Genomic DNA, 24,359 nt, shown 5'->3' with positions numbered 1-24,359 from the left:
GTAAGTGTCGCTTATCATTTCCGACGGTTCGGATAGGCAGTTATTTCTATATCTTCGCCGTGCCGCTCGATCGAAATATCAGTTAAACGAAGTGCGCCCGCCAGAGTTTCTGCTCCTTTGCCGCCGATCGCTACCGGAGCATCTGAGCCGCCAATTATGATCGGGGCAACCATCAAAGTAATCTTATCGACAAGCCCGGCATCGATAAACGCACCAGCGACGGCCGTTCCGCCTTCAACCAGAACGCTTTGGATCTCCCGACGCTTTAATTCATCAAGCACGCCTTCAAGGTTGCGTGCGCCGCGTTCAACGGGAATTATCTCAACCCCGCAATTCATCAGCGGTTCGGTCAAGAGTGGGTCGATGCAGTTTGTCATGACCAGCGTGGGAGCCTCAGCCGTCGTTTGTGCGAGTTTCGAATTGCACGGCAGACGTAGTCTGTTGTCCAAAACAACACGTACAAGAGGTCGCCGTCGTGGAAGTCCGCTGCGATCGGTCAATGAAGGATTATCGACTAGTGCGGTTGTTCCGCCGATCAAGATCGCATCGTTTTCGTGCCTCAATTCATGGACTCGCTTAAGAGCTGCCTCACCGGAGAGAGCAGTAGAAACACTTTCTTTTAATGAGATCCGGCCGTCAAGCGAAACAGCCAGCTTTAGATGAACAAAAGGTCTTTCCATTTTGTGCCAGCAGACAAATTTTTCATTCAGCCTTGCGGCTTTATCAGCAAGAATTCCTGTTACTACCTCGATCCCGGCACTCCGCAAACGCTCAAATCCGCGTCCTGAGACCAATGGGTTTGGATCCTCGATCGGAGAGACAACGCGTTTGATACCCGCGTCTATTAGCGCTTCGGTGCATGGAGGTGTTCGCCCGTGATGAGCATGCGGCTCAAGAGATACGTATGCAGTACCTCCGCGTGCACGTTCGCCGGCTTGCTCAAGAGCCAGTATCTCGGCGTGCGTTACGTTTTCAGCTAGGTATGTGCCCTCGCCGATCAAATCACCTTCCGGTGATACTATCACACAACCGACCAGCGGGTTTGGTGAGACCATACCGATGCCCTTCGCTGCGAGGTCAAGGGCTCTCTCTGTCAATTCAATGTCGATGCTGTTCGGTCTCATTTACTCGAAAAGCCCATTAACGTAATTCTCTGCATCGAAGACCATTAGGTCATTGACCTGTTCTCCGATACCGACATAGCGGATCGGAAGGCTAAGTTCTTTGGAGATCGCGACGGCGATCCCGCCTTTTGCAGTTCCATCTAACTTAGTTAACACAATACCAGTAACATTGGCCACCTTTGTGAATTGTCGAGCCTGCTCAAGTCCGTTCTGCCCCGTAACAGCATCGATCACAAGCAAAGTTTCGTGCGGAGCTCCTTCAACCTCACGGCCTGCAACGCGCTTCATCTTCTCAAGTTCGGCCATAAGATTAGCTTTATTGTGAAGGCGACCGGCAGTATCGACAATCAGAACATCTGCATTGCGGGACTTCGCGGACTGCAGAGCATCAAATAAAACCGCAGCCGGGTCGGTTCCCTGCTTCTGCTGTATTATTGGCACCCCCGCCCGCTCGGCCCATATCTCAAGCTGATCAGATGCCGCTGCTCTAAAAGTGTCGGCCGCGCAGATCATTACCTCATTCCCCTCGTCTTTTATTCGCTGTGAAAGTTTTCCGATGGTAGTTGTTTTGCCAACACCATTGACACCAACTACCATCAATACATAAGGCTTAATGGAATCATCGACAACAGTTTCAGAGGCGACACCTTTTTCACTGGAATGCTGAAGAATATCAAGCAATTCATCCTTCATTACACGTTTCAAAGCATCTAGGTCGTTGATCTCTTGGCGGGAAACGCCCTTTCGAACAGCCTCAAGTACCTGCATTGTTGTTTTTACGCCGATGTCGGTTGAGATAAGCATCTCTTCCAATTCATCAAGCAATGCATCATCGATCTGCTTTCGGCCTTCAAAGATCGAATCAAGCCGAGTATTTATGGAGTCGCGGGTTTTTGCGATTGCATTTGAGAATCTTACGCCAAGCTCCCGTTCAACCGCGGCTTCTTGTTCTTTAAGCTCCTCTATTGATTTATCAAGTCCTAGAACTGATAAACTGAATTTGTCTTCTTTCTTTCGTCGCCAGAATAATGCCATATAAAGATCACGCAAAAACGTGAAATTACCGAGTATAAAAAAATATCGCGCGTCTAACAACGCGCGAAAAATTTAGGCAAATTTAAGGAACGCTTAATTCGAAAGATCGTTTTGCTGGATTATATCTGGTGGCGGTGGGGGAATTATATTCGAGCTTTCAGCAGTAAAATCAGCTTTCGATGTTGAGCCAAGCCCCTTTGCCACACCAGCGTTTATAGTTACCTCACCTGCCTTTTCGGCAGCAGCCATTGACTGAACAACACCTCTACCGATCTCACCGGCGTTACAGCCGCGAACCAAAGCCTCGACCACAGCTCCGTCGTAACGTGTTCCAACAAGCTGCCGTATCCTGTCCAATGCTTCCTGCAATTGCATTCCCTTTGAGTACGGACGGTCAATCGTCATCGCGTCAAACGTGTCCGCGACGGAAACGATCTTAGCCTGTAAAGGTATCTGGTCACCAATTAGCCCTTGTGGATAGCCTTCGCCGTTGACCATTTCGTGATGCATATACATACCGGGAAGGAATTCGCGCATCGCCGGGATCTGCGACATTATTTTGTAGCCTTTTACCGGATGTGTCTTCATTATCTCGAACTCTTCCGGAGTAAGGGCAGCCGGTTTCTTGAGAATATTGTCATCGATCGCAATTTTGCCGACGTCGTGAAGCAAGGCGCTGATACGAAGAGTCTCAAGTTCATCCTCGGGCAGATTCATTTGTTTGCCGATGGCAACCGAAATGCGTGCGACACGTTCCGAATGGCCCCGCGTGTATTTATCTTTGCCATCTATAGCGGCCGCAAGTGCCTTCACGGTCCCGACAAAAAGCTCTCTGTTCTCAGCAGCAGCCTTTGCGAGTTTCGCAATGTGCTCTTCGAGCTTGTCCGCCATAGTATTGAAGGATTCACCGAGCGTACCGATCTCCGTGATGTTCCTTGCCTCAACTCGCGTGCTAAGGTCGCCACCGGAGATCTTTTCTGCTGCCGCAGATAGATGCAGTATCGGAGCTGTCAGCGATCTAGCAGCGATGGAACCGATCAAAAGCGCAAGCAGGGCGAAGGCAAGACTTATCAACCACGTCTGCGTACGCATCTCACCGACGGAAGCCAATGCTCGAGCCTCATCCTGCATGGTTAAAACACCAAATTGTGTATTTGGCCCGATCGAAACAGTGGAGTAGGCTCCGATCATATCATGCGAAACTCCGTCGAACTCGGCGCTGAATGGAACGAGCCCCGACTGAAACTGCTGATAGCTATCCCGCCACTCCTCTACGATCTTTAGATGAGATAACGGACGACGTTCCTTCACAAGAGCAAAATCAGGATGAAATACAGCTCGACCTGTTGAATCAACTACGAAAACTATCGGCAATCCAGATAGCCAAAGATCTTTTTCCGACGTTTGATCCATTCCCACAACGTCTCGCCCGATCCGTTTGAGCGAAACGATCGCCACAACCGAAGCGATCCGAGTTTCCCCAACGTTCACCGGTGCCGAGATAGTTATAACCGGCTCGCCACCTGAAGCAACGATCTGCGGCTCGCCAAAATTAACATCAGCATTCGAAATTGACTCGATCGCTTTTCCCGCCATGGAATCGATCTCTTGACGGGCTATCTTCCCTGGTCGGTAAAGAGCCAATGACTCCGAATCCCTTGGCATTACATACAGTGCCACCAGATCCGGGTTTTCTTTAAGGGTGTTACTCAGTTGTTGGTCGGTAAGGGGTGAGGCAAAGATCTCAGGGTTGTTAGAAAGAGCGAATGCATCTGCAAGACCCGTTACCATATCTCGATATCGTTGGCCGAACATCTCGATCTGGCGAGCTTTTTCCTGAACTAATTGTATTTGGTAGCGATTCTCAACCGCACGGAGCTCCGTGGCGCTGCGTCCTGCCAAGAACCACCCGACAAGCATTATCGGCACAAGCCCTACAAGTAGTAGAGCAAAGACAACAAAATAAATAAGGCTAATTTTTAAGCGTTTCTGGGACATTAAGGCAGGAGCGTGGAATCACGCCAGTATTGATTGTATACAGAATTGCCGTAGCGGTCAACAAGTTTTAACAGCAAAAGCCTTAAGACCTCTAATTGTTCATCTATAAAAAGCGTAGTAAAAGTTCATCCACAAATAGAATTTTTATTATCGTGGTTTTTGTTACCAAGAGGAACTAAGGAGGTTAGTTGATTATATTCAACTTTGTGTTTCAGAAATGTGGTTGACTAACTTATTCTTTGATCAAATGTGTGGTCAGGTTCGCATACTAATCTGAGGTCTTGTCTGGTCATCGGGTGGCGGAATTGTAGCTTCCATGAATGGAGACAGAGGCGTTTGAATGCTGGACCGCTTCGATCAACATCGCCCAGTATCGGATGACCGATATGGGCACAGTGTATCCGTAATTGATTCGTCCTGCCGGTTACCGGTTCAAGCTCCAACAGCGTGCGATCATTCGATCTTTCCAGAACATTGAACCGTGTAACAGAAGCTTTGCCGTCATCTTTTATATCCCAGAGTTTCCTATCGCCGTGCCGTCCGATCGGTGCTTCTATCACACCATGATCCTCAGCAAGCCGCCCAGAGACCAAAGCAAGATATCTTTTTTGAACATACTTCCGACGGAACGCCTCCATCATTCGCTGGTGCGCTTTAGCATTCTTCGAGACGACCAACAGACCCGAAGTATCTTTGTCCAGACGGTGTATCAGCCCGGGTCTTATGGCGTAACCGCCGTGGTTAAGATAATACGAAAGAGCATTCAATAGGGTCCCACTTTTATCTCGGTTGTTAGGATGGACAAGCATTCCCGCAGGTTTATTTATGGCTAACAGCCATTCATCCTCATAAACTACATCGATCGGGATGTCCTGCGGGAGCATTGCGGTCTCTCGCGTACGGTCAAGTTCGATCTCGATAAAGTCGTTGGGCCGCAGGCGAAATCCGACATTCTCGTGGCGGCCATTGACCTCACACTTCCCCGTCTTCACTATACGCCGAAGGTACATTTTGCTGAGTCCGGCGAACCGTTCAAAAAGATACTCATCCAGCCGTATCTTGTTCACCCCGGTCTCAACGATCAACTCCAAGCGTTCATCCATTGGAATGATTCTAACGTCTTTTACCATACCCACATAATTGTAGGATTTCCCGAATGACCAATTCTGCTTAATCTGTTACCATCTTTAATTTCAATAATGGCATTTCCTACAAAAAAGACAGACCCTTTAGAGATTGCAGCTTATATCGCAGACCGGCTTACCGCCGCAAACGATGTTCGGGACGCAATACGCAAAGCTCTTGAGGCTCTTAGAAAAGAACTTGAACTGCGTGCGGCGGTTCTTTTTCTAAACGACCACAATGGAGACAATTTATCGATAGCCGAGTCGGCAGGTATCGGAGTTAGCGAATTTCGCCGTCTTGATGCAAGAGTTGTTCGATCAAGAATCGGTGAGGCCTTTTCTATTAGTGAAAAGCTTGGCCCGCTGCCAATGAAAGATGACTATGAGCTTAATGACGTCTTTAATGATCTGGACGGGGCGTCATTGGCAGCCGTTCCGGTTATGATCTCGGGGGCTCCGGTAGGGATGCTTGCCGTGTTCGGCATAGAAATAACTCACACTCCTGTGATCGAACTTGCAGCAACGATGTTCGCTCAGGCTCTTCGGATCGAGCATTCGGTACGGGGCGAGCGGGAGCGGCTGCGTGAAGAAAACCTGCTGCTAAAGCACGAACTTAAAGAGAAATACGAGTTTGATCAGATCATTGGTAATTCCGGGGCGATCCGGCATGTTTACGAACAGGTAAGCCAGGTGGCAAGATCGAATGCCACCGTCCTTCTGCGCGGCGAGAGCGGGACCGGAAAGGAGCTGATCGCAAATGCTATCCATTACAACAGCCTCCGGGGTAAAAAGCCATTGGTAAAGGTGAACTGTGCAGCGCTTCCGGAATCGCTTATCGAAACAGAGCTTTTCGGCCATGAAAAAGGTGCATTTACCGGAGCCGACCGGGCAAGGAAAGGGCGTTTTGAACTTGCCGAAGGCGGAACGCTTTTTCTTGATGAGATCGGCGACCTTCCGCTACAGACGCAGGTAAAACTTTTACGGGTTCTTCAAGAGCGCGAGTTTGAACGGATCGGCGGAGCGCAAACCATCAAGACCAATATCAGGCTGATAACTGCCACCAACAAGGATCTTGAGAAAGCAATATCAAAAGGCGAATTCCGCGAAGATCTTTATTACCGTTTGAACGTGTTCAGTATCTTCTTACCCCCGCTTCGCGAACGCCGATCGGACATCCTTCTTTTGGCAGAGCATTTTCTGGAGAAGTATGAAGCGGAACATAATAAGCGAATTCGTCGAATTTCTACGCCCGCGATAGATATGCTGATGAGCTATCACTTTCCGGGGAACGTACGCGAATTAGAGAATGCCATCGAACGCGCCGTGCTTGTTTGCGATTCGAATGTCATCCACGGACATCATCTGCCACCAACTCTTCAAACCGCTGAGGTCACCGGCACGGTTACGGAATTGACACTTGAATCCGCCGTCGCATCTTTCGAACGTGACCTCATACTTGATGCCTTGAAATCAAACAACGGAAATATTGCGAAGGCTTCTCGCTCACTAGGCTCGACGGAGCGGATCATTGGCTACAAGATCCGAAAATACGGAATTGACACAAAGCGTTTCAAAAAATGAGCGTTGACCTGATAAATATCTCGGAGCTTCCAGATCCGGAATCTGCTCGTCGATTTCTGGCAAGGCTCGAAGAAAGAACTCCCGGGCCGTATCGACGGCTGATGAAAGACCGGTCGCTTCTTTCCGATGTGCTCACGCTAGTATCTTACAGCCCGCTTTTGGCCGAGACGATGCTACAGCATCCCGAATACATCGCATGGTTAGGCCGAAAGCGAAAAGATGGGGCCGTCCGTGACAAGCAGGAAATGCTTGAATCGCTGGCGCGTTTCTCCCTGACGAATTCCCAGCTAGATCCGCACCGAGTGCTTTCCAGGTTTCGGCGTCGAGAACTTCTGCGCATCTATCTTCGTGATATTCGTCGATTAGCTACGATCGCGGAGATAACGGAAGAGCTTTCAAACCTAGCCGATGCTATTTTGGAGCATGCTCTTCGCATCAGCCGCCAGGAATTAGAGAATCGTTTTGGTCCGCCGCAGGAATCCGACGACAAGGGCCGTCTTGTCCCATCGCATCTCTGCATTGTCTCTCTCGGGAAACTTGGCTCTCGGGAATTGAACTATTCATCGGACATCGATCTTCTTTTTCTTTATTCAGACGAAGGGACCACCGCCGGCGTAGGCAGGCGCGATCCAATAACAAACCGTGAATACTTCGTTAAGCTTGCTGAGCTAGTAGCAAAGATGGTCGGCGAGGCAACCGGCGAGGGGCCGGCATACCGCGTTGATCTAAGGCTCCGGCCCAACGGCCGCGTTGGCCCGCTTGCGATGTCGGTCAAGGAAACTGCTCGATATTATACTGAGAGGGCCCAAGCCTGGGAAAGGCAAGTGTTGATCCGTTCACGATCTAGTGCCGGCAATGAAGATCTATTCAAGGATTTCTTTCAACGCGTCGAACCGTCTGTGTTCGTTGAGGACCAATCTGTCTCGGAAGCTCTTCGTAACGTAAGAGAATCAAAGCAAAGGATCGATATCGAACTGATCAACTCAAAAGGCATTAACGTTAAACTGGGAAAAGGTGGTATTCGTGAGATCGAATTCATCGCCCAGGCGCTTCAGCTTGCATATGGCGGACGAGATAAATGGCTTCGCGCTCCTCATACACTGATATGCATTTCCAGGCTTGCCGACCGCTCATTGATAACAGAAGACGAGCTCACAAAACTCGTCGAAGGCTATGCTTTTCTTCGTCAACTAGAGCACGTTCTTCAGATGGAACATGGGCTGCAAACACATATCATTCCTAACGACAAAGAAAAACTCGAAAGATTGGCTGTGAAAATGCACTGCATTGATCTTATAGCGTTTACGGACACGTTAGCAGAGCATATGCAGTCAGTTCAAAAGGTCTTTCGCCGGATCTTTTACGAGGAAGGTGCCTCGTTCGAACCATCTACACCCCTCGCTGCATCAGCCGATCTGTATTCTTCCGAAATTCCAGCGAATACCGGAAGATTAGACGAAGGTAAAGAAACAAACCCGGTATTGGAAAAGGTCATCAGCACCTCACCGCGTTTTGGCGAGCTTGTGGGAACTGATGCAGCGATCGGATCTTTACTATCAGAGCTATTAGAAACCGGTCAAATTCTTGAAGCCTTCGATCCGGGCAAAGCATTGATGGAGGCCGTCTCCACGGCAACTGAACTTGGTGATAAATTGGCCCGGCTTCGCCGAAATTGGCGGAATTTCCTTGCGATGATAATGGCCAGCGATGCACTGGAACGCATCTCCGTCAAAGATGCAAAGCGTTTGCAGACGAAGCTTGCCGAAGCCAGTATAAATGCCGGGCTTGCTATCGCCCGATCCGAGATCGAGAAAAGAAACGGAGCTTCCGCGGAACTTGGGCTCGCGGTAATGGGACTTGGGAAGCTTGGCGGGGCCGGCGTCGATTATGATTCAGATCTTGACCTTGTTCTAGTTTATGACGAACAGATAACAGACCAAGAGCTTGCCTCGCGTGCAGTGGAAGTCTTCGTAAATGCACTTTCAGCCATTACGCGGGACGGCTCGCTATACCGGGTTGATCTTAGACTTAGGCCTTACGGTAAGGATGGCCCTCTCGCAGTCTCTCGCAGTGCCTTCATCGAGTATGTGAAGGTGTCTGCAGCGATTTGGGAATTGCTTGCATTCGTCAAGATGCGGGCAGTCGGTGGAGCAATGGAAATGGCCAAGATCCTAGAATCAGATATCCGCAACATCATCCACGAACGGGCTCTTGCGATAGATCCGGACGCACTGGCCACCGAAACCCGCCGTATCCGTGCAGGGCTTGAACAGCAGCGTTTAAGAGCACGCGGTCAACGCGATATAGATATCAAGTATGTGCTCCGACCGCAGAGTATTTGAATGGTATCCTTACGAGGCTGACGACCGTCGGTGCGATCTACCTTGCTTTTGTTGCGTTTGCCCCTCAGGTGCTTTTAAGCGGGTTCCGTGTGGGACGGTTACCGTTCATCGGCGATAGTCTTGACGCGTTTCTGACATCGACACCGGGACTGAGCTGGATACCGACGGGGCTGGGATATCAATTCTTTTTCGGCGGTACATCACTTTTGATCCTTGTCGGCGTGGCAATGGATACAGTTGCCCAGATCGAAGCCCAGCTTGTAATGAGGAATTACGAAGGATTCCTTGGTGCAGGCTCCCGACTACGGGGCCGAAGAGGCTAGGATTTTTTCACCACAGAGTGTGCGGTCAAACAGGGGTGCGGATGTTTCTCTGTAAAGATCGCGGGCTCTGTGGTTAAAAGTTTTGATGAATAAGATCATCGTACTCATAGGTGCCCCTGGGGCGGGAAAAGGGACTCAGGCTCGGCTGCTTCAAGAGCGCCGCGGCATTCCGCAAATTTCTACTGGCGATATGTTCCGCGAGATGAAGACGCTGGAAACTCCTCTTGCCCGCGAGGTCCAGGAGATCATGGCTTCCGGAAAATTGATATCGGATGACATTACATATCGGATAGTTCTGGAGCGCACATCCCGTGAAGATTGCAAGAATGGTTACATTCTTGACGGTTATCCACGAACTGCAGTTCAGGCAGAGCAGCTTGAGCAATTGGCCGCTGAGCAATCGATGGAGATCCAGGCAATTGAGGTCGATGTTCCCCGTGAGGAGTTGATGCGTCGGCTTACGGGACGGCGCTCGTGTCCAGTTTGCGGTGAGATATATAACATCTATTCAAAGCCGCCTAAGGCGGAGGGCAGATGTGATCATCATACGGAGGCCGAATTGGTCCATCGTGCCGATGATAACGAAGCGAGCGTAGCTACACGCTTGGCGACATATGATGAACAAACGAAACCGTTGATTGATTACTATGAGCGTTCCAGCCGCCTGGCAAAGGTTTCCGGAAGCGGCGAGCTCGAAGAGATATATTCGCAGCTCGATAAGCTGATCTGAGGAGAGGTGTTTGGTAATTCGAGGACAGCCGAGATCGTAAGTGCGGCATCGGCACTTTTGTTGGGAAAGAGAATGATCATAGCGAAATCTCAAAAAGAACTTGAGAAGATGCGTGCAGTAGGTGAACTTATTGCCACCGTCCGCGAAACTCTTCGTTCAATGATCGCGCCGGGCATAACTACACTTGAGATGAATGCCGCGGCGGAGAAGATGATGAGAGATGCCGGAGCTATCCCTACGTTCATCGGATATAAGCCGCATGGAATGGTTCCATTCCCGTTCGCAATTTGCGCATCCGTTAACGAAGCTATCGTACACGGTTTTTCAAATGATACTCCGCTTAAAGAAGGCGATATTGTTTCGCTTGATATGGCCTGCACCCTTGATGGATTTGTTGGCGATACAGCATTTACGGCCCCGGTTGGTGAGGTTTCTGAAGAGCTGATGCGGCTTATCCGCACAACGGAAGAATGTTTGGCATTGGGCATCGAGCAATGTAGGCCGAATAACCGTATCGGAGATATTAGTGCGGCTATCCAGGCACACGCAGAGAAGGGCGGCTACGGGATCGTTAGAGATTATACGGGCCACGGTATTGGACGCCGGATGCACGAGGCTCCGCAAATTCCCAATTATGGACGAGCCGGGACGAAAGAGAAGATAAGAGCAGGGTATTGTTTTGCTATCGAGCCGATGTTGAACCTCGGCACGCATGAGACCAAAACGCTTGAAGATAAATGGACCGTTGTAACTTTGGATGGGAAGCCCTCCGCCCATGCGGAGCATACCGTCGCAGTTACGCCGGAAGGGCCGGAGATCTTGACGCTTACGAAAGCGCAAAAGGACGCCTTGCGGAATAAGAAGGCCGAAACCGTCACTGGCTGACTTGATAAACATAGGCTGACGCGGTAACATTTAGGGTTTGTCCAACTGAACAAAAGTTTGGACCATCAGAAGTATGTCAAAGGAAGAGGCGATCGAGGTAATGGCCACCGTGCTTGAGACCCTGCCGAATGCGATGTTCAAGGTCGCGGTAGAGGAAAACCAGCACGAGGTATTGGCACATATCTCGGGTAAGATGCGAAAGAATTTCATTCGTATCCTTCCCGGCGATCGGGTTTTGGTCGAACTCTCTCCTTATGACCTGAAGCGAGGCCGGATAACATACCGGTACAAATAGCTGATCGATCGGAGCCGGGGAGAAAGCCGGACTTATTAGAGGCAAAGAAAGACAATGAAAGTAAGGCCTTCAGTAAAAAAGATCTGCGATAAGTGCAAGATAATTCATCGCAAGGGCGTGGTGCGCGTTATTTGCGACAACCCGAAACATAAGCAGCGGCAAGGATAGGAGAGATTATGGCTCGTGTAGCAGGTGTGGATCTGCCGCCCAATAAAAGGGCACAAATCGGTTTGACGTATATCTATGGCGTCGGGAAGTCGCGCGCGACCGAAGTACTCGGCAAGGCCGGCGTTAGTATTGACGCCAAGATCCGCGATCTAACCGAAGACGAACTGAACAAGATCAGGACGATTCTTGATCAAGAAGGTGAGATCGAAGGTGATCTACGGAAACGTGTTCAAATGGATATCAAGCGTCTGATGGATATTGGTTGCTATCGTGGTCTTCGACATAGGCGAAGTCTTCCGGTTCGGGGCCAAAGAACATCGACCAATGCACGCACTCGTAAGGGGCCGAGAAAAGCCGCCGTTGCTAAGAAGAAAGCTCCTGGTAAGAAATAGGAATTTGTTGTGTTCGCTCGACGGTCTGCATGATGATTCTTTTCATCGCAGATTTCGATCTGAGCACCGAGATCATCGAAATGGCAAAAGCAGCAGCTAAAAGCAAAAAAACATTCAAGAAAAAGGAGCGGAAGAATATTCCCGTCGGCATCGTCCATATTTCGGCGTCGTTCAACAATACGCTGATCTCGATAACCGATACCCAGGGAAATCTGGTCGCTCAATCCTCGTCTGGTGCGCGCGGATTTCGCGGCTCTAGAAAAGGCACTCCGTTCGCAGCTCAGCAGGCGGCGGGCGAGGTTGCCCGAAAGGCGATCGAGGCCGGTATGCGTGAGGCAGAGGTCCGGGTAAAAGGACCCGGTGGCGGTCGTGAATCGGCGATCCGTGCGGTTGCTCAGGCCGGGATCCGTGTAACCTCGATACGCGATACCACGCCCATCCCTCATAACGGTTGCCGTCCGCCGAAGCGAAGACGGGTGTGATATTTGATTTTAATATCGAAAGGAAGAAGGGTCACTGACCTGTAAACTTTTCCGCTTGAAATGCGGAAGCAGAAAACAATATGGCTAGATACAGAGATGCGGTGTGCCGACTGTGCCGCCGCGAAGGTGCGAAATTATTTCTTAAGGGCGATCGTTGCTTTAAGCCCTCGTGTGCGATCGAAAAGCGAGGGACGAACCCTCCCGGACAGCACGGAGCCGCGCGGAGAAAGATGCTTGCCGGTTATGGCGAGCAGCTCCGTGAAAAGCAGAAGGTAAAGCGAATGTACTTCGTGCTCGAAAAGCAGTTTCGGAATTATTTCGAAAAGGCCCTTCGGCAGAAAGGCGTTACCGGCGAGAATCTTCTGTTCATGCTCGAAAAGCGGCTCGATAATGTTGTTTATCGTTCAGGCTTTGCGACGTCTCGCCGTCAGGCTCGTCAGTTAGTTAATCACGGGCACATTGAGGTCAATGGCCGAAAGGTGAATATCCCCTCGTTCCAAGTAAAACTTGGCGACGTGGTAACGGTAAAAGATAAAAGTATAAAAAATCCTCATGTCGATGCGGCATGGCAAACCTCGGCAGGCCGTGGCCGGCCAAGCTGGATAACACCTGCGGGTAAAGACCTAAGTGTCTCCATATCGTCGCTGCCGACCCGACAGGATATCGAATCTAATATCAACGAGCAGCTGATCGTTGAGCTTTACAGTAAGTAGTGATAACCGGGTTGGCCGAAGTAGCCGCCGAACGGGGTCTGTTCTTGCCCCGGAATCGACGGGGACAAGGCCAACTTATCGAACTTTAAAAGAACAATTATGACTCAAAGCAGCAATTGGACAGATTTTCAAATGCCTAGCCGGCTAAACGTCGAATCAGATACCTTAACGCCGCGCTATGGAAAATTCTATGCTCAGCCATTTGAGCGCGGGTTTGGTACAACCATCGGCAATTCCATACGCCGAGCACTTCTTTCTTCGATCGAAGGAGCCGCCGTTACTGCCGTAAAGATCGAAGGCGTTGAACACGAATTTTCGCCGATCAAAGGTGTAGTTGAAGATGCAACCGACGTTATTTTGAATTTGAAACAAGTTCCGTTTCGGATGAATGGCTCGGGACCGAAGACGTTGTCTATCAGCAAGAAGGGGCCGGGTGAAGTTACCAGCGCGGATATCGAGGCGGACGGAGATGTTGAGATCCTTGACACTGATGTTCATATCGCGACCATAAATGGATCGGGTAAATTGGAGATCGAAATGCGTCTAAAGCGCGGCCGCGGTTATGTCTCCGCCGAGTTTAATAACGACGACGATCTTTCGGTAGGATACATTCCGGTCGATTCTGTGCATTCACCTATCAAGAAAGTGAATTATTCGGTCGATAAGACCCGCCAGGGTTCTAACACTGAATTCGATAAGCTCACCATCGAGGTTTGGACGGACGGTTCGGTAAAGCCTGAAGACTCGATAGGGCTTGCGGCAAAATTGGTCAAAGACCATATGTCGATCTTCATCAATTTTGAGGAAGAGGAAGAAGAGTATAAATACGAAGACATCGCGCGTCCGCCGCTCATGAGGAACGATCTTCTTGATAAGCCGGTAGATGAGCTGGAACTTTCGGTCCGTTCCTATAATTGCTTAAAGAACGCCGATATTCGCTCGATCCGGGATCTTATCAAACGAAGCGAAAAAGAAATGCTCGGTACAAAGAATTTCGGAAAGAAATCGTTGACCGAGATAAAGGACATGCTTCACGGTATGGGGCTTGATTTTGGAATGGATTTTGACGAACACGGTAACCCGATACCCGGATCCGGGGGAAGAGACCTGGATTAGTCCAGTTCACCGGAGCATCAAAAACTGACATGAGACACAAGAAAGCACACCGAAAGTTAGGGCGAACGACAGAACATCGCATCTCTATGCTTCGCAATATGGCGACATCGCTCGTGAATTCGGAAAATGAATACATAGTTACCACAGTAGCGAAGGCTAAGGAATTAAGGCCGTTTGTTGAGCGCGCGATCACGCTAGCGCGGCACGCACAGGGTCTTGATGGAGATGATGCAAAAGCGAAAGAAGTGCATCTTCGTCGGCAAGCCGCTCGGTTTTTTCATGCCGGCAACTCAACCTTCAAGCTCGCCCAAAGTCGTTTTCGCGGCAAGAAGGGTGATCCGAAGCCTGAGATCGAACGCACGGCGGGCGTCAAGGCCGTTCAAAGATTGTTTGATGATCTTGGAGTCCGTTATAAGGACAGGAACGGCGGTTACACGCGAATAATCCGTCTTGGCCGCCGCTCAGGTGATAATGCCGAGATGGCTGTGATCGAACTGGTTGATAACCCGCGCGAAATGGCAGCAAAGGGTTGAGTCTTTTGCGGGACCATTTACGATGAGCAAACAAACTGCGCTTGGCAAAGACGAGGAGCCGGAATCGATGTCTGAGAAAGACGAAAAAGAGCGAGATTTTGACGAACCATCGCTGAATCTTTCAGAGATCCGCGAACTCGCGGAGCTGGTAAACGAATACGGATTTACCGATTTTCGTTTCGAGAATGAGAAGATCAAGGTCAGGCTTAGCAAGCAAATGTATATGCCGGCCGCTGTTTCACAGGCTCAAATTGCTCAGCCGGCTACTTCGACTCAATCTCAGGCTACGCAAAGTGAAGCTTCTGTCGAAGACATTAAAAGCCAGCCACCTGCTGACGACCTCCACGTCATAACCTCGCCGATCGTCGGAACATTCTATCGTGCACCCGGGCCGGACAAGGAACCTTATGTTAAAGAAGGCAGCTTGGTCTCGCCTGAAACGGTCGTCTGTATCGTTGAGGCAATGAAGCTTATGAACGAGATCCAAGCAGAGACAAGCGGCGAGGTTGTAAAGATCTACGTGGAAAATGGCCAGCCGGTAGAATATGGCCAACCGCTTTTTGGTATAAAAAAATAGTATCTTCGCCACGAATTAAACGAATTGCAGGATAAAGATCTGCGAGTTCGTGAATTGCGTGGCTAAATTTTTGTGATGCGTGAGATCCGCAAAATTTTGATCGCCAACCGCGGGGAGATAGCCTGCAGGATCATCTGGACGTGCAAGGAGATGGGTATCAAGACGGTTGCCGTTCATTCGGAGGCTGACCGTGAAGCTCTTCACGTTCGTTTCGCTGATGAGGCGATATGTGTCGGTGGTAATCCTTCGGCGGAAAGCTATTTAAACATTCCCGCCATCATCAGTGCCGCTGAGATCACCAATGCCGATGCTATCCATCCAGGGTATGGATTCCTTGCCGAATCTGCTACCTTTGCGAAGATCTGCGGTGATTGCAACATCAAATTCATCGGTCCACGTCCGGAAGTTATCGCTATGATGGGCGATAAGGTAGAGGCCCGCAGGACAATGCAGGGTGCCGGTGTCCCGATCCTTCCCGGAAGCCCGGATCCGATCGAATCAACAGAGGACGCGGCAGATCTTGCACGCGAGATAGGATTTCCCGTTATCATCAAGGCAGCGGCGGGCGGCGGAGGCCGAGGAATGCGCATCGTTCGAACAGAAGACGAGCTTGCCCCGAATCTTGAAACAGCCCAGAGCGAAGCTCTTGCGGCATTTAAGAACGGAGCGGTTTATATTGAACGATATGTTGAACGCCCACGGCATATAGAGATACAGGTTCTTGCTGATGAACACGGAAACGTTGTCCACCTTGGAGAACGCGAGTGTTCCATCCAGCGTCGGCACCAAAAGCTATTGGAAGAGGCTCCATCACCGGCGATCTCTAAGGAACAGCGTGAAGCGATGGGAGCTGTCGCCGTAAATGCCTGCAAAGAGATTGGTTATTCGAGTGCCGGAACATTCGAATTTTTGATGGATGAGAGCGGAGATTTCTATTTTATGGAGATGAATACCCGCATCCAGGTCGAACATCCTGTTACTGAGATGGTAACGCTTGCGGACATTGTCCGGAATCAGATACGCATCGCATCTGGCGAGGATCTTCAATATCAGCAAAATGATGTTAGGTTGACCGGGCATTCGATCGAATGCCGGATCAATGCGGAGGACCCTGTTAAATTCACACCAAGCCCCGGCAAGATCACGGCCTTCAATATTCCGGGCGGCCCCGGAGTTAGGGTTGATACAGCGGTCTATCCTGGTTATGTGGTTCCGCCGTATTATGATTCAATGATCGCCAAGCTGATCGTTCACGCGCGGACGCGTGATCTTGCAATAGCAAGAATGCAGCGTGCGTTGGATATGATGGTGGTCGAGGGGATCAAGACGACCATCCCGCTGCACAAGAAAATAATGGCGGACAAACGTTTCCGAAAAGGCGACTTTTCAACGAAGTTCATGGAAGAGTTTGATTACTCAGTTGATAATTGAAGGTCGATAGCTGATAATTATCACTAGGATAACGTATAGCAATTAGTTATCGGTTTTTTATTTTTTGTGGTTACCGCAATATTTGCGGAGTTACTGCGAGCAAGGAGAGGCTGAATTTGGCAGGCCAAAAAATATGGCAACAGCAAAAGAAGTAAAAGAGAAGATAGTAGGTGATTACAAAACGCACGGCTCCGATACGGGGTCGTCGCAGGTTCAGGTCGCGCTATTAACACAGCGCATAAACGAATTGACCGAGCATTTCAAGGTGCATAAAAAAGACAATCATTCGCGCCGCGGCTTGCTGAAGATGGTCTCTCGTCGTCGTAAATTGCTTGATTATTTAAAGCGTCGGGATATTAACGAATATCACGAGATAATCAAGAAACTTGGCTTGCGTCGTTAGATGCGAAAGCGTGAGAGCGTTGGATCCCGAAAGAAGATAAACTTTCAGACTCGATGAGTAATAGAAAGAACGTTAAGGTTCTTGATGATACAAAGCGAGATTTTCAACTCTCAACGCTTATGAAATTATCCGGGTCGCTTCGGGCCCTTGATCATAGACGTTTCCTCGAAGGATTTGTTGGCGGATGCTGAACGTGACAGCAAAATTATCAGACCACAAAAACGAAACGTACGCATTTTTGGTTTTTGCCAAAAGCGGCTTGTGCTTCACGACACGGCACCAGCCGCTTTTCGGCTTTAAAGTTTGAATATGACAAAAAAATACTTGAAAGAATCGATCAAGCTCGGTGGAGAAGAGTTGATCGTAGAAACCGGCAAAGTTGCCAAACAGGCCGATGGTTCGGTCATTATCCGTTACGGAGATACAATGCTCTTGGTAACGGCAGTTAGTATGAAGTCGGCAAAGGAAGGATTGGATTTCTTTCCGTTGACTGTTGAATATCGTGAATCCAGCTATTCGGCCGGACGGATCCCCGGAAATTATTTTCGAAGAGAAGGCCGCCCGAGCGAGAAAGAGATACTGACGTGTCGATTGATCGATCGGCCGGTTCGTCCGCTTTTTCCTGATGGTTATAGTTTTGAGACTCAGATCGTTGGGACGGTAATTTCTGCAGATTCGGAAAACGATCCGGACGTGATCGCGATCACAGGAGCATCATGTGCTCTCTATCTCTCAGATATTCCGTTCGACAATCCTATCGCGGGTGTTCGCATTGGGCTTATTGACGGAAAATACGTTGTAAATCCGACATACGATGAGCGTCGAGTTTCGGATCTAAATCTAGTGGTTGCGGGTACGGAAGAGGCAATAGTGATGGTCGAGGCCGAAGCTAATGAAGTTCCCGAAAAGATAATGCTTGAAGCTCTTTTGCTTGCCCATAAGGAGATAAAGCGTCTTTGTCTATGGCAGAAAGAACTCGGAAAAGCTCTTGCTATAACCAAACGAGAGTTTGTTCCGCAGCCGATCGATGAATCTCTGATTGCCGAAGTAGAAGCGAATTTTGGATCTCGGCTTCGCGAAGCCCTTGATACGACAGGTAAAGATAAATTGACGAGCTATGCTGCGGTTGATGCCTTGAAAAAAGAAGTTGTTGAAAGTTATCCGGAAGAGGAGATCGAGAAGCGCCACATGGCCGGCAAAGCATTCTCACATCTGAAAGAAAAGATCTTTCGTGAGGATATGCTCGGAAACCGCAGGCGTCCTGATGGCCGCAAGTTCTCTGAGATAAGGCCGATTTCCTGTGAGGTAGGTTGGCTTCCGCGTGTTCACGGTTCGGCTCTTTTTACCCGTGGGGAGACTCAGGCGATCGTTACCACGACGCTCGGCACTAAGATGGACGAGCAGTATCTGGACGACATTGAGAAAGGCGAGGTAAAGCGGCGCTTTATGCTCCATTATAACTTTCCGCCATATTCCGTGGGTGAAGCAGGACGATTTGGCGGCACCTCGCGTCGAGAGACCGGACACGGCAATCTTGCCCGCCGGGCGATCGAAGCTGTGTTGCCTACCGAGGAAGAATTTCCATACACGATGCGTGTTGTTTCGGACATAACCGAATCAAATGGCTCGTCGTCAATGGCATCGGTTTGTGGTGGAATTCTCAGCCTGATGGACGCGGGGGTGCCGATCAAGCGGCCGGTTGCTGGTGTGGCAATGGGGCTTGTTATGGAGGGAAATCGGTATGCGATACTTTCCGACATTGCCGGTGCCGAAGATCACTATGGCGATATGGATTTTAAGGTTACCGGATCCAGCGAAGGTATAACGGCATTGCAGATGGACATCAAAGTCGCAGGTATTAACGCGATGATACTCCAGGAAGCGCTTGAACAAGCACGCAAAGGCCGAATGCATATTTTAGGGATTATGGAAAAAGCGATCGCTGAGCCACGAAAAGATATCTCAAAATACGCTCCGCGGATCATCACGTTGAAAATCCATCCCGACAAGATCCGTGACGTTATTGGTAAAGGCGGCTCGGTCATCCGAGCTCTTACGGAAGAGACCGGTGCGAAGATCGATATCGAAGATGACGGTACGGTTCTGATCGCGACCGCGGATGGTGCTGCAGCTGAGGAAGCGATTGCCCGCATCAAGGCAATAACCGCAGAAGCGGAGATCGGCCAAACCTATCTTGGTACTGTCTCTCGTATCGTTGATTTCGGGGCGTTCGTTGAGATAATGCCGGGCCTTGACGGGCTTCTGCACATATCGGAGATATCTGACCGACGCGTGAAGGACGTCCGCGATGAGCTCAAGGAAGGCCAACAGATAATGGTCAAGTGCATTGGCAAAGAAGGCAACAAGATCAAACTTTCCCGCAAAGCGATCCTGGCTGAGGAGAAAGCCAAGGCTTCGGGCAGTGGCGAAGAATAGCCAGACCCAAGATCTTGCTACTGAAAAGGACGGTTTCGGCCGTCCTTTTTTGGATCAACCTGTTTTAATTGTAGAATTTAACTCTTGCTGAACTCAACCAACGATCATTAATTGATAGTTTACGAATTGACCTTAGAGAACCGCCATTGTTTATGTCTGCACCAAATATTGAGACCATAGTTTCGCTTTCAAAGCGTAGAGGTTTTGTTTATCCGGCATCGGATATTTACGGCGGGTTGGGCTCGTCGTGGGATTACGGACCGCTCGGCGTCGAGTTGGCGAACAACATCAAAAAGAGCTGGTGGAATTGGGCCGTTTACGAACGCGACGACATCGAAGGGCTTGATTCATCGATAATCCTCAACCGAAATGTTTGGAAGTATTCTGGACACGAGACGACGTTTTCGGATCCGCTGGTCGATTGCCGCGACTGTAAGACGAGGCTGCGCGAGGATAAGCTGGAAAAGAACGAAGAGGGCAAATTAGTCTGTTCCAACTGCGGCTCAACGAACCTGACCGAATCGCGTGCGTTCAACCTGATGTTCCGTACGACCGTCGGTGCGGCCTCGGCTGAGGATGATCCGACGGCATTGGCTTACTTGAGGCCTGAGACCGCACAAGGGATCTTTATCAATTTCAAGAACGTGCTCGACACCTCGCGGCGAAAGCTGCCGTTCGGCATCGCGCAGATCGGAAAAGCATTTCGCAACGAAGTGACGCCGGGGAATTTCATATTCCGGACGCGAGAATTTGAACAGATGGAGATCGAGTATTTCTGCCGGCCCGAGGACGCACCGCGTGTTCATCAGGAATGGATAGACGGTTTTGACGAATGGCTGCAGTCGCTCGGTATCTCATCGGCGAATCTGAAACACTACGAGCAGACAAAGGAAGAGCTGGCACATTACAGTGAGCGGACGGTCGATATTCTTTATCGATTTTTTCCCGAACGCGACGACGAGGCGAAGCAGTGGGACGAGCTGATGGGCATCGCGAACCGCACGGATTATGACCTCCGCGTGCATTCGAAAAAACCGGAAGACGCCAAAGGCAACCGTCTGAATCCTGACTCGACCGAAGACCTGTCGTATTTCGATCCGCAGACGAACGAGCGTTTCTATCCCTATATAATCGAGCCTTCGACCGGCGTGAACCGCACGCTGCTTGCAGTGATGATGGACGCCTACACCGAGCGTACGAACGAAAAAGGCGAGACCCGCGTCATTCTAAAACTTAAACCCGAGATGGCGCCGATCAAGGTCGCGGTTCTGCCGCTTGCAAAGAACAAGCCGGAGATAGTCGAGATGGCGCGGAAGATCAAGAAAGACCTGCAGCCCTCGATGCGTGCCGTTTACGACGACACCGGCGGCATCGGGAGAAAAGCTCGGAATGTCCAATCTGTGGAACCGAGATGGCAACATGCTAACGTACGAGAATGAAAGGTCCGACATCGCCATAGTGTTCGGCACCGCTGCTCTCGACCACTTCGCACGAAACCGCCAACTTCGACCTTCTTCTGCCGAAGCGGGCGGCCAGCTCTTCGCGACCTTCGACGACGGCGTTGCTCACATCGATCTCGCTACAGGACCAAGGCCGACCGATCACAGGTCCAGATACGTCTTCCGGCCCGATCGTCGGTCGGAACAACTGGAGATCAAGACGATGTTTATGCGGGGCCTTCACTATGTCGGAGACTGGCACACGCATCCGACGCAGATTCCTCAGCCATCAATAGAGGATCTTCGGAATATTCGTGCCGCCGTGAGGCAGTCGGTTCACGAGCTCAAGGGATTCCTCCTGGTCGTCGTCGGCAATGCACCGTTTCCCGTGGGTCTTTCGGTAACGCTCGACACGGGCGACGATGCACTCAGGCTCCAAGTTGCCGCTACATCGACAGCAAGCACCTTATGAACTGAAGAACATTTTGCGTTAGTCGCTTGGGCTACGCACTAAAGAAGCCTAAGCTCCGCTTCTACCTTGGTGCCTGTCGCGGAGCGAGTTATGCAGACCAGTGGATAGCAACGAGACCGCGACTCTGCCGTCCGACTTATCTCGGCCAAATGTGTTAGAGTTAGAGTATTTTTGTAAATGTCGGCCACTTCCGACTTGGCCATTGCCAGCGAGGCGACTCCTGAATTATCGTATAATTATCGTAAGTACGTGCTAGGATGCGGTAATCTTGATTGAACGCGATTTTCGGGAAAGTCAATAAATATCGGCCTATGGCAATATATAACAATCGGTAAAAACTGCCTATATCTAACTGAAAACATTTATTCATCGGTTCGACTCCGATTCACACGTCGAGCTACGTTTCCATAAATATTACAAACATCAATCATCTAGACTTCGAACATTATCGAAAATTGTGTGACACAACTTCGGCGGTGAAGCCGTCGAGGGTTTGAAAGTGGGTGGCTTTCAGCATTCCGCTTTCGTCGAGGATGCCGCGGATGATCATGTAGTCGCTTTGGTTGATGATCGCCCGGTATTCCTCGAACTTGTCCGGCATCACGACAAAATTAGAATGGCCGGTCTCGTCTTCGAGTGTGATGAAGACCACTGATTGGTCAGATTGTCCGACTAATGCCACCGACCAAGTTTAAGCGTACAAGACGACACACGGTTTCCGCATCGAGCTAGGTCACCTATAGGTTTGAGAACTCTGATTTTGACCAGCTCAGAGTATTTCTCTGGCCGCTGGATCTACTCCAACTTGCAGGGACGGTCCCCTGTGCGCTCCGAGCGGCCTCTAAAATGCTCGTGGGTGAGCAAATCACCCGTAACTGCCGCTGCTCGAGGCGATCGGCATTCAGCGCATCATCCGTTTCCTTCAGGTTTCTCTCCATTCTGAACGATATGAATTTACGCGTGGTCGATTATCATTGGCTCCGAACGATCCGCCGCAATTAAGGTCGAATTTGTACACGATATGAGTCCTTATCGTTTGCATACCAGAACGGGTGGGCTTTCGTCTTCGAATTGTATGTTGTACTTCAAACTAAAAAGCCACCCTTCTTTCGGATGGCCTCTATTTCAATTTAGTGTTTCCGCACATAGCACATCGCCTGGTTCAGATTCAACCTTTTTGCGATGTTCGCTTAGCTGACGCTCTAGCCATTCGTTATAAATCGTCCCCTTTTCGATTACGTGACGGTCTTGATAACGCAGATAGTGCTTCTCTGTAACACTGCTACCCTTTGAATGCCCTAACCCTGCTTGCAAAGAATCACGGTCTTGACCCGCCGCATCACGCTCGGTTGCATTAGCCGCGCGCAGTGTATGGAACGTAACATCAGAACTAACCCCTGCACGTTGGTAAAGGTCTTTGACTAAATTGTAATAGTTGGTTGTATTAAAGACCGCCTCATCATCACGCTTATCAAACACACCGGCCGCTTCCATTTCGTTATAAAGCCACGTCGAAACATCAACCGTTTTCTTGTGAATCTTATTCCGCGAATTTTTCATTTCGAGTTTTATCACCCCTTTGCGGTCAACTTCATCCGTGCGAATCATACCACGTGTAACGTGTCGAAGCTCGTCTATCCGCAAGCCCGTTGTATAACCCGCTATCAATGTCAACCGCATGTGCGAACGGTCCCGTTTCCATCGGTTGCACTTTGGGATTTCGTAGCAGGCTTCGAGCACCCGCATAAACTCATCGAACGAAATATACGACGTTTTCGGTTTTTCGTCGCCTTTGCGGATGATGTCTTTGAATGAGACGTGATTCTCAAATTTTCGCTTCGGCGTTGATTCGGCAAAATTCAATAACCCGCGCAACCGCGATAGATACCTATGTGCGGATGCTTCCGTGCGTTTCCGTTCCCCTTTACCCCGCTTGTATGGACGTTGTAACAACCACGTCTTGAATGCGAGCACGTCTAACTTCGATACGTCATTTATTAATTTTTCGCCCAAAAATTCAGATATGACATCCAACTTCCGAAATTCATACTTGTATTGAATTTTTTGATGGTCTTTAAGGTATGGCTTGTAATGATCCTCAATGAACCCCTGCACGGTTTCAGGGTTCAGCATTATTTCCTTTCCCTTGTTCTTTAACTCGTCAACCTTAGAGTTTAACCAGTTTTTGGCGTCGTCCTTTGTGAAAAAATACCCCTTTTCATCTGGTTTGCGTTTATAGGGTTTCCATTGCCCGTTGTCCCAGATATGTAGGTGTGCCCTGTAGTAGTATTCGCCCTTGGTTTTGGCTCGCTTGCCTTCCCGAAACACTTTGGCGTAATATCCGTCTGAAATGTATTTATCAGGTATCTTTCGCATGCATCATCATTTTCGGGTACCGTTTCGGGTACGGCGTACCCGAACTAACCGTATCCTAGCGTCTGTTAATGTCTTTGACTGTCGGTCTGTGTCACTGTAACTCATTCTATACAAGGAGTTTATCACCGTAAGTTGCTGACAGTCAAGGACCGGGTGAAAGGACTCAGAAGCCTGTTCCCGCAAGGGAGTGGAAGTTCGATTCTTCTCGTCCGCACCAAAGAATATCCTATTTACAGGAGCACAACCCCGATTCTGAAAGCACCATCGCGGCTTTTGCTTCAGTGATCTCGTCGTCAATTCAACCACACTGCGTCTTTCAAAGCGTGCTACAGGAATCAACAAATAGCATCCTTAATTGCGCTTGCCTCAGCTTTGGGTAAGACT

24 protein-coding genes are annotated in these 24,359 nt (G+C 49.7%); 18 read left to right on the top strand and 6 right to left on the bottom strand.

All coding sequences use genetic code 11. The annotated features are described in order from the left end of the window. Nucleotides 1-14: 14 nt before the first annotated feature. The 4 genes from ribD to JVX88_RS04335 all read right to left on the bottom strand — a co-directional run bounded on the left by ribD (nucleotide 15) and on the right by JVX88_RS04335 (nucleotide 5,260). Nucleotides 15-1,124: a bifunctional diaminohydroxyphosphoribosylaminopyrimidine deaminase/5-amino-6-(5-phosphoribosylamino)uracil reductase RibD gene (gene ribD / locus JVX88_RS04350; protein ID WP_211626074.1), complete on the bottom strand. Its 1,110-nt coding sequence runs from the start codon at nucleotides 1,122-1,124 to the stop codon at nucleotides 15-17. After that, nucleotides 1,125-2,159 carry a signal recognition particle-docking protein FtsY gene (gene ftsY / locus JVX88_RS04345; RefSeq protein WP_211626073.1) on the bottom strand — a complete coding sequence of 345 codons (1,035 nt, stop codon included), beginning with the start codon at nucleotides 2,157-2,159 and terminating at the stop codon, nucleotides 1,125-1,127. Nucleotides 2,160-2,252: 93 nt separating this feature from the next. Further along, nucleotides 2,253-4,157 (bottom strand): HD domain-containing phosphohydrolase, encoded by a 1,905-nt coding sequence (locus JVX88_RS04340; RefSeq protein WP_211626072.1) that lies wholly within the window; start codon nucleotides 4,155-4,157, stop codon nucleotides 2,253-2,255. A 227-nt stretch (nucleotides 4,158-4,384) separates the two neighbouring features. Further along, nucleotides 4,385-5,260, bottom strand: a complete 876-nt coding sequence (locus JVX88_RS04335) for an RluA family pseudouridine synthase (RefSeq protein WP_211626071.1) — start codon at nucleotides 5,258-5,260, stop codon at nucleotides 4,385-4,387. Between the two features lie 96 nt (nucleotides 5,261-5,356). On the opposite strand from JVX88_RS04335, the gene JVX88_RS04330 reads away from it, so the two are divergent. From JVX88_RS04330 to JVX88_RS04245, 18 genes are all read left to right on the top strand, one after another. Next, nucleotides 5,357-6,862, top strand: a complete 1,506-nt coding sequence (locus tag JVX88_RS04330) for a sigma 54-interacting transcriptional regulator (protein ID WP_211626070.1) — start codon at nucleotides 5,357-5,359, stop codon at nucleotides 6,860-6,862. Next, entirely contained in the window at nucleotides 6,859-9,204 is a 2,346-nt protein-coding gene (locus tag JVX88_RS04325) for a hypothetical protein (protein ID WP_211626068.1), read from the top strand. Before JVX88_RS04330 ends, JVX88_RS04325 begins: the two co-directional genes overlap by 4 nt. Beyond that, nucleotides 9,201-9,527 (top strand): hypothetical protein, encoded by a 327-nt coding sequence (locus tag JVX88_RS04320; RefSeq protein WP_211626067.1) that lies wholly within the window; start codon nucleotides 9,201-9,203, stop codon nucleotides 9,525-9,527. Before JVX88_RS04325 ends, JVX88_RS04320 begins: the two co-directional genes overlap by 4 nt. 85 nt (nucleotides 9,528-9,612) lie before the next feature. Further along, nucleotides 9,613-10,257, top strand: a complete 645-nt coding sequence (locus JVX88_RS04315; protein WP_211626066.1) for an adenylate kinase — start codon at nucleotides 9,613-9,615, stop codon at nucleotides 10,255-10,257. Between the two features lie 72 nt (nucleotides 10,258-10,329). After that, nucleotides 10,330-11,142 (top strand): type I methionyl aminopeptidase, encoded by an 813-nt coding sequence (gene map, locus JVX88_RS04310; protein WP_211626065.1) that lies wholly within the window; start codon nucleotides 10,330-10,332, stop codon nucleotides 11,140-11,142. Nucleotides 11,143-11,215: 73 nt separating this feature from the next. Then, the gene (gene infA, locus JVX88_RS04305) at nucleotides 11,216-11,437 is read left to right on the top strand and encodes a translation initiation factor IF-1 (RefSeq protein WP_211626064.1); all 222 of its coding nucleotides are present in this window, start codon (nucleotides 11,216-11,218) and stop codon (nucleotides 11,435-11,437) included. 54 nt (nucleotides 11,438-11,491) lie between these two features. After that, entirely contained in the window at nucleotides 11,492-11,605 is a 114-nt protein-coding gene (gene rpmJ / locus JVX88_RS04300; RefSeq protein ID WP_211626063.1) for a 50S ribosomal protein L36, read from the top strand. An 8-nt stretch (nucleotides 11,606-11,613) separates the two neighbouring features. Further along, nucleotides 11,614-11,997: a 30S ribosomal protein S13 gene (gene rpsM, locus JVX88_RS04295; protein WP_211626061.1), complete on the top strand. Its 384-nt coding sequence runs from the start codon at nucleotides 11,614-11,616 to the stop codon at nucleotides 11,995-11,997. 80 nt (nucleotides 11,998-12,077) lie between these two features. Next, a complete protein-coding gene (gene rpsK / locus JVX88_RS04290; protein ID WP_211628616.1) occupies nucleotides 12,078-12,479 on the top strand; it encodes a 30S ribosomal protein S11 in 402 nt (133 codons plus the stop codon). A gap of 80 nt (nucleotides 12,480-12,559) precedes the next feature. After that, entirely contained in the window at nucleotides 12,560-13,192 is a 633-nt protein-coding gene (gene rpsD, locus JVX88_RS04285) for a 30S ribosomal protein S4 (RefSeq protein ID WP_211626059.1), read from the top strand. A 99-nt stretch (nucleotides 13,193-13,291) separates the two neighbouring features. Beyond that, nucleotides 13,292-14,308, top strand: coding sequence for a DNA-directed RNA polymerase subunit alpha (locus JVX88_RS04280; RefSeq protein ID WP_225931336.1), 1,017 nt, complete (start codon nucleotides 13,292-13,294; stop codon nucleotides 14,306-14,308). 29 nt (nucleotides 14,309-14,337) lie between these two features. Beyond that, on the top strand, nucleotides 14,338-14,841 hold the full coding sequence (rplQ, locus tag JVX88_RS04275; RefSeq protein WP_211626055.1) for a 50S ribosomal protein L17: 504 nt from the start codon (nucleotides 14,338-14,340) through the stop codon (nucleotides 14,839-14,841). Between the two features lie 22 nt (nucleotides 14,842-14,863). Next, complete coding sequence (gene accB, locus JVX88_RS04270) at nucleotides 14,864-15,418, top strand: acetyl-CoA carboxylase biotin carboxyl carrier protein (protein WP_211626053.1); 555 nt, start codon at nucleotides 14,864-14,866, stop codon at nucleotides 15,416-15,418. Nucleotides 15,419-15,493: 75 nt separating this feature from the next. Next, nucleotides 15,494-16,849, top strand: a complete 1,356-nt coding sequence (gene accC, locus JVX88_RS04265) for an acetyl-CoA carboxylase biotin carboxylase subunit (RefSeq protein WP_211628615.1) — start codon at nucleotides 15,494-15,496, stop codon at nucleotides 16,847-16,849. A 133-nt stretch (nucleotides 16,850-16,982) separates the two neighbouring features. Next, a complete protein-coding gene (rpsO, locus tag JVX88_RS04260) occupies nucleotides 16,983-17,252 on the top strand; it encodes a 30S ribosomal protein S15 (protein ID WP_211626051.1) in 270 nt (89 codons plus the stop codon). A gap of 309 nt (nucleotides 17,253-17,561) precedes the next feature. Continuing rightward, the gene (gene pnp, locus JVX88_RS04255) at nucleotides 17,562-19,688 is read left to right on the top strand and encodes a polyribonucleotide nucleotidyltransferase (protein ID WP_211626049.1); all 2,127 of its coding nucleotides are present in this window, start codon (nucleotides 17,562-17,564) and stop codon (nucleotides 19,686-19,688) included. A 152-nt stretch (nucleotides 19,689-19,840) separates the two neighbouring features. Then, nucleotides 19,841-21,127 carry a glycine--tRNA ligase gene (locus JVX88_RS04250; protein WP_211626047.1) on the top strand — a complete coding sequence of 429 codons (1,287 nt, stop codon included), beginning with the start codon at nucleotides 19,841-19,843 and terminating at the stop codon, nucleotides 21,125-21,127. Further along, nucleotides 21,108-21,599, top strand: coding sequence for a Mov34/MPN/PAD-1 family protein (locus JVX88_RS04245; protein WP_211626045.1), 492 nt, complete (start codon nucleotides 21,108-21,110; stop codon nucleotides 21,597-21,599). The genes JVX88_RS04250 and JVX88_RS04245 overlap by 20 nt, the downstream gene beginning before the upstream one ends. A 445-nt stretch (nucleotides 21,600-22,044) precedes the next feature. Here JVX88_RS04245 and JVX88_RS04240 read toward each other — a convergent pair whose 3' ends face one another. Together JVX88_RS04240 and JVX88_RS04235 are read right to left on the bottom strand one after the other, a co-directional pair. Next, the gene (locus JVX88_RS04240; protein ID WP_211626043.1) at nucleotides 22,045-22,281 is read right to left on the bottom strand and encodes a hypothetical protein; all 237 of its coding nucleotides are present in this window, start codon (nucleotides 22,279-22,281) and stop codon (nucleotides 22,045-22,047) included. A gap of 443 nt (nucleotides 22,282-22,724) precedes the next feature. Continuing rightward, entirely contained in the window at nucleotides 22,725-23,975 is a 1,251-nt protein-coding gene (locus JVX88_RS04235) for a tyrosine-type recombinase/integrase (RefSeq protein ID WP_211626041.1), read from the bottom strand. Nucleotides 23,976-24,359 lie beyond the last annotated feature (384 nt).

The organism is Leptolyngbya sp. 7M, assembly GCF_018128485.1.
The sequence above is the reverse complement of the archived record's forward strand: the minus strand, read 5'-3'. Positions and strand labels throughout refer to the sequence as shown.

Excerpts from the sequence above, each read along its gene's own strand:
- ribD (WP_211626074.1), bottom strand. The coding sequence starts at position 1,124 with ATGAGACCGAACAGCATCGACATTGAATTGACAGAGAGAGCCCTTGAC.
- ftsY (WP_211626073.1), bottom strand. The coding sequence starts at position 2,159 with ATGGCATTATTCTGGCGACGAAAGAAAGAAGACAAATTCAGTTTATCA.
- JVX88_RS04340 (WP_211626072.1), bottom strand. The coding sequence starts at position 4,157 with ATGTCCCAGAAACGCTTAAAAATTAGCCTTATTTATTTTGTTGTCTTT.
- JVX88_RS04335 (WP_211626071.1), bottom strand. The coding sequence starts at position 5,260 with ATGGATGAACGCTTGGAGTTGATCGTTGAGACCGGGGTGAACAAGATA.
- JVX88_RS04330 (WP_211626070.1), top strand. The coding sequence starts at position 5,357 with ATGGCATTTCCTACAAAAAAGACAGACCCTTTAGAGATTGCAGCTTAT.
- JVX88_RS04325 (WP_211626068.1), top strand. The coding sequence starts at position 6,859 with ATGAGCGTTGACCTGATAAATATCTCGGAGCTTCCAGATCCGGAATCT.
- JVX88_RS04315 (WP_211626066.1), top strand. The coding sequence starts at position 9,613 with ATGAATAAGATCATCGTACTCATAGGTGCCCCTGGGGCGGGAAAAGGG.
- map (WP_211626065.1), top strand. The coding sequence starts at position 10,330 with ATGATCATAGCGAAATCTCAAAAAGAACTTGAGAAGATGCGTGCAGTA.
- infA (WP_211626064.1), top strand. The coding sequence starts at position 11,216 with ATGTCAAAGGAAGAGGCGATCGAGGTAATGGCCACCGTGCTTGAGACC.
- rpmJ (WP_211626063.1), top strand. The coding sequence starts at position 11,492 with ATGAAAGTAAGGCCTTCAGTAAAAAAGATCTGCGATAAGTGCAAGATA.
- rpsM (WP_211626061.1), top strand. The coding sequence starts at position 11,614 with ATGGCTCGTGTAGCAGGTGTGGATCTGCCGCCCAATAAAAGGGCACAA.
- rpsK (WP_211628616.1), top strand. The coding sequence starts at position 12,078 with ATGGCAAAAGCAGCAGCTAAAAGCAAAAAAACATTCAAGAAAAAGGAG.
- rpsD (WP_211626059.1), top strand. The coding sequence starts at position 12,560 with ATGGCTAGATACAGAGATGCGGTGTGCCGACTGTGCCGCCGCGAAGGT.
- JVX88_RS04280 (WP_225931336.1), top strand. The coding sequence starts at position 13,292 with ATGACTCAAAGCAGCAATTGGACAGATTTTCAAATGCCTAGCCGGCTA.
- rplQ (WP_211626055.1), top strand. The coding sequence starts at position 14,338 with ATGAGACACAAGAAAGCACACCGAAAGTTAGGGCGAACGACAGAACAT.
- accB (WP_211626053.1), top strand. The coding sequence starts at position 14,864 with ATGAGCAAACAAACTGCGCTTGGCAAAGACGAGGAGCCGGAATCGATG.
- accC (WP_211628615.1), top strand. The coding sequence starts at position 15,494 with ATGCGTGAGATCCGCAAAATTTTGATCGCCAACCGCGGGGAGATAGCC.
- rpsO (WP_211626051.1), top strand. The coding sequence starts at position 16,983 with ATGGCAACAGCAAAAGAAGTAAAAGAGAAGATAGTAGGTGATTACAAA.
- pnp (WP_211626049.1), top strand. The coding sequence starts at position 17,562 with ATGACAAAAAAATACTTGAAAGAATCGATCAAGCTCGGTGGAGAAGAG.
- JVX88_RS04250 (WP_211626047.1), top strand. The coding sequence starts at position 19,841 with ATGTCTGCACCAAATATTGAGACCATAGTTTCGCTTTCAAAGCGTAGA.
- JVX88_RS04245 (WP_211626045.1), top strand. The coding sequence starts at position 21,108 with ATGCTAACGTACGAGAATGAAAGGTCCGACATCGCCATAGTGTTCGGC.
- JVX88_RS04235 (WP_211626041.1), bottom strand. The coding sequence starts at position 23,975 with ATGCGAAAGATACCTGATAAATACATTTCAGACGGATATTACGCCAAA.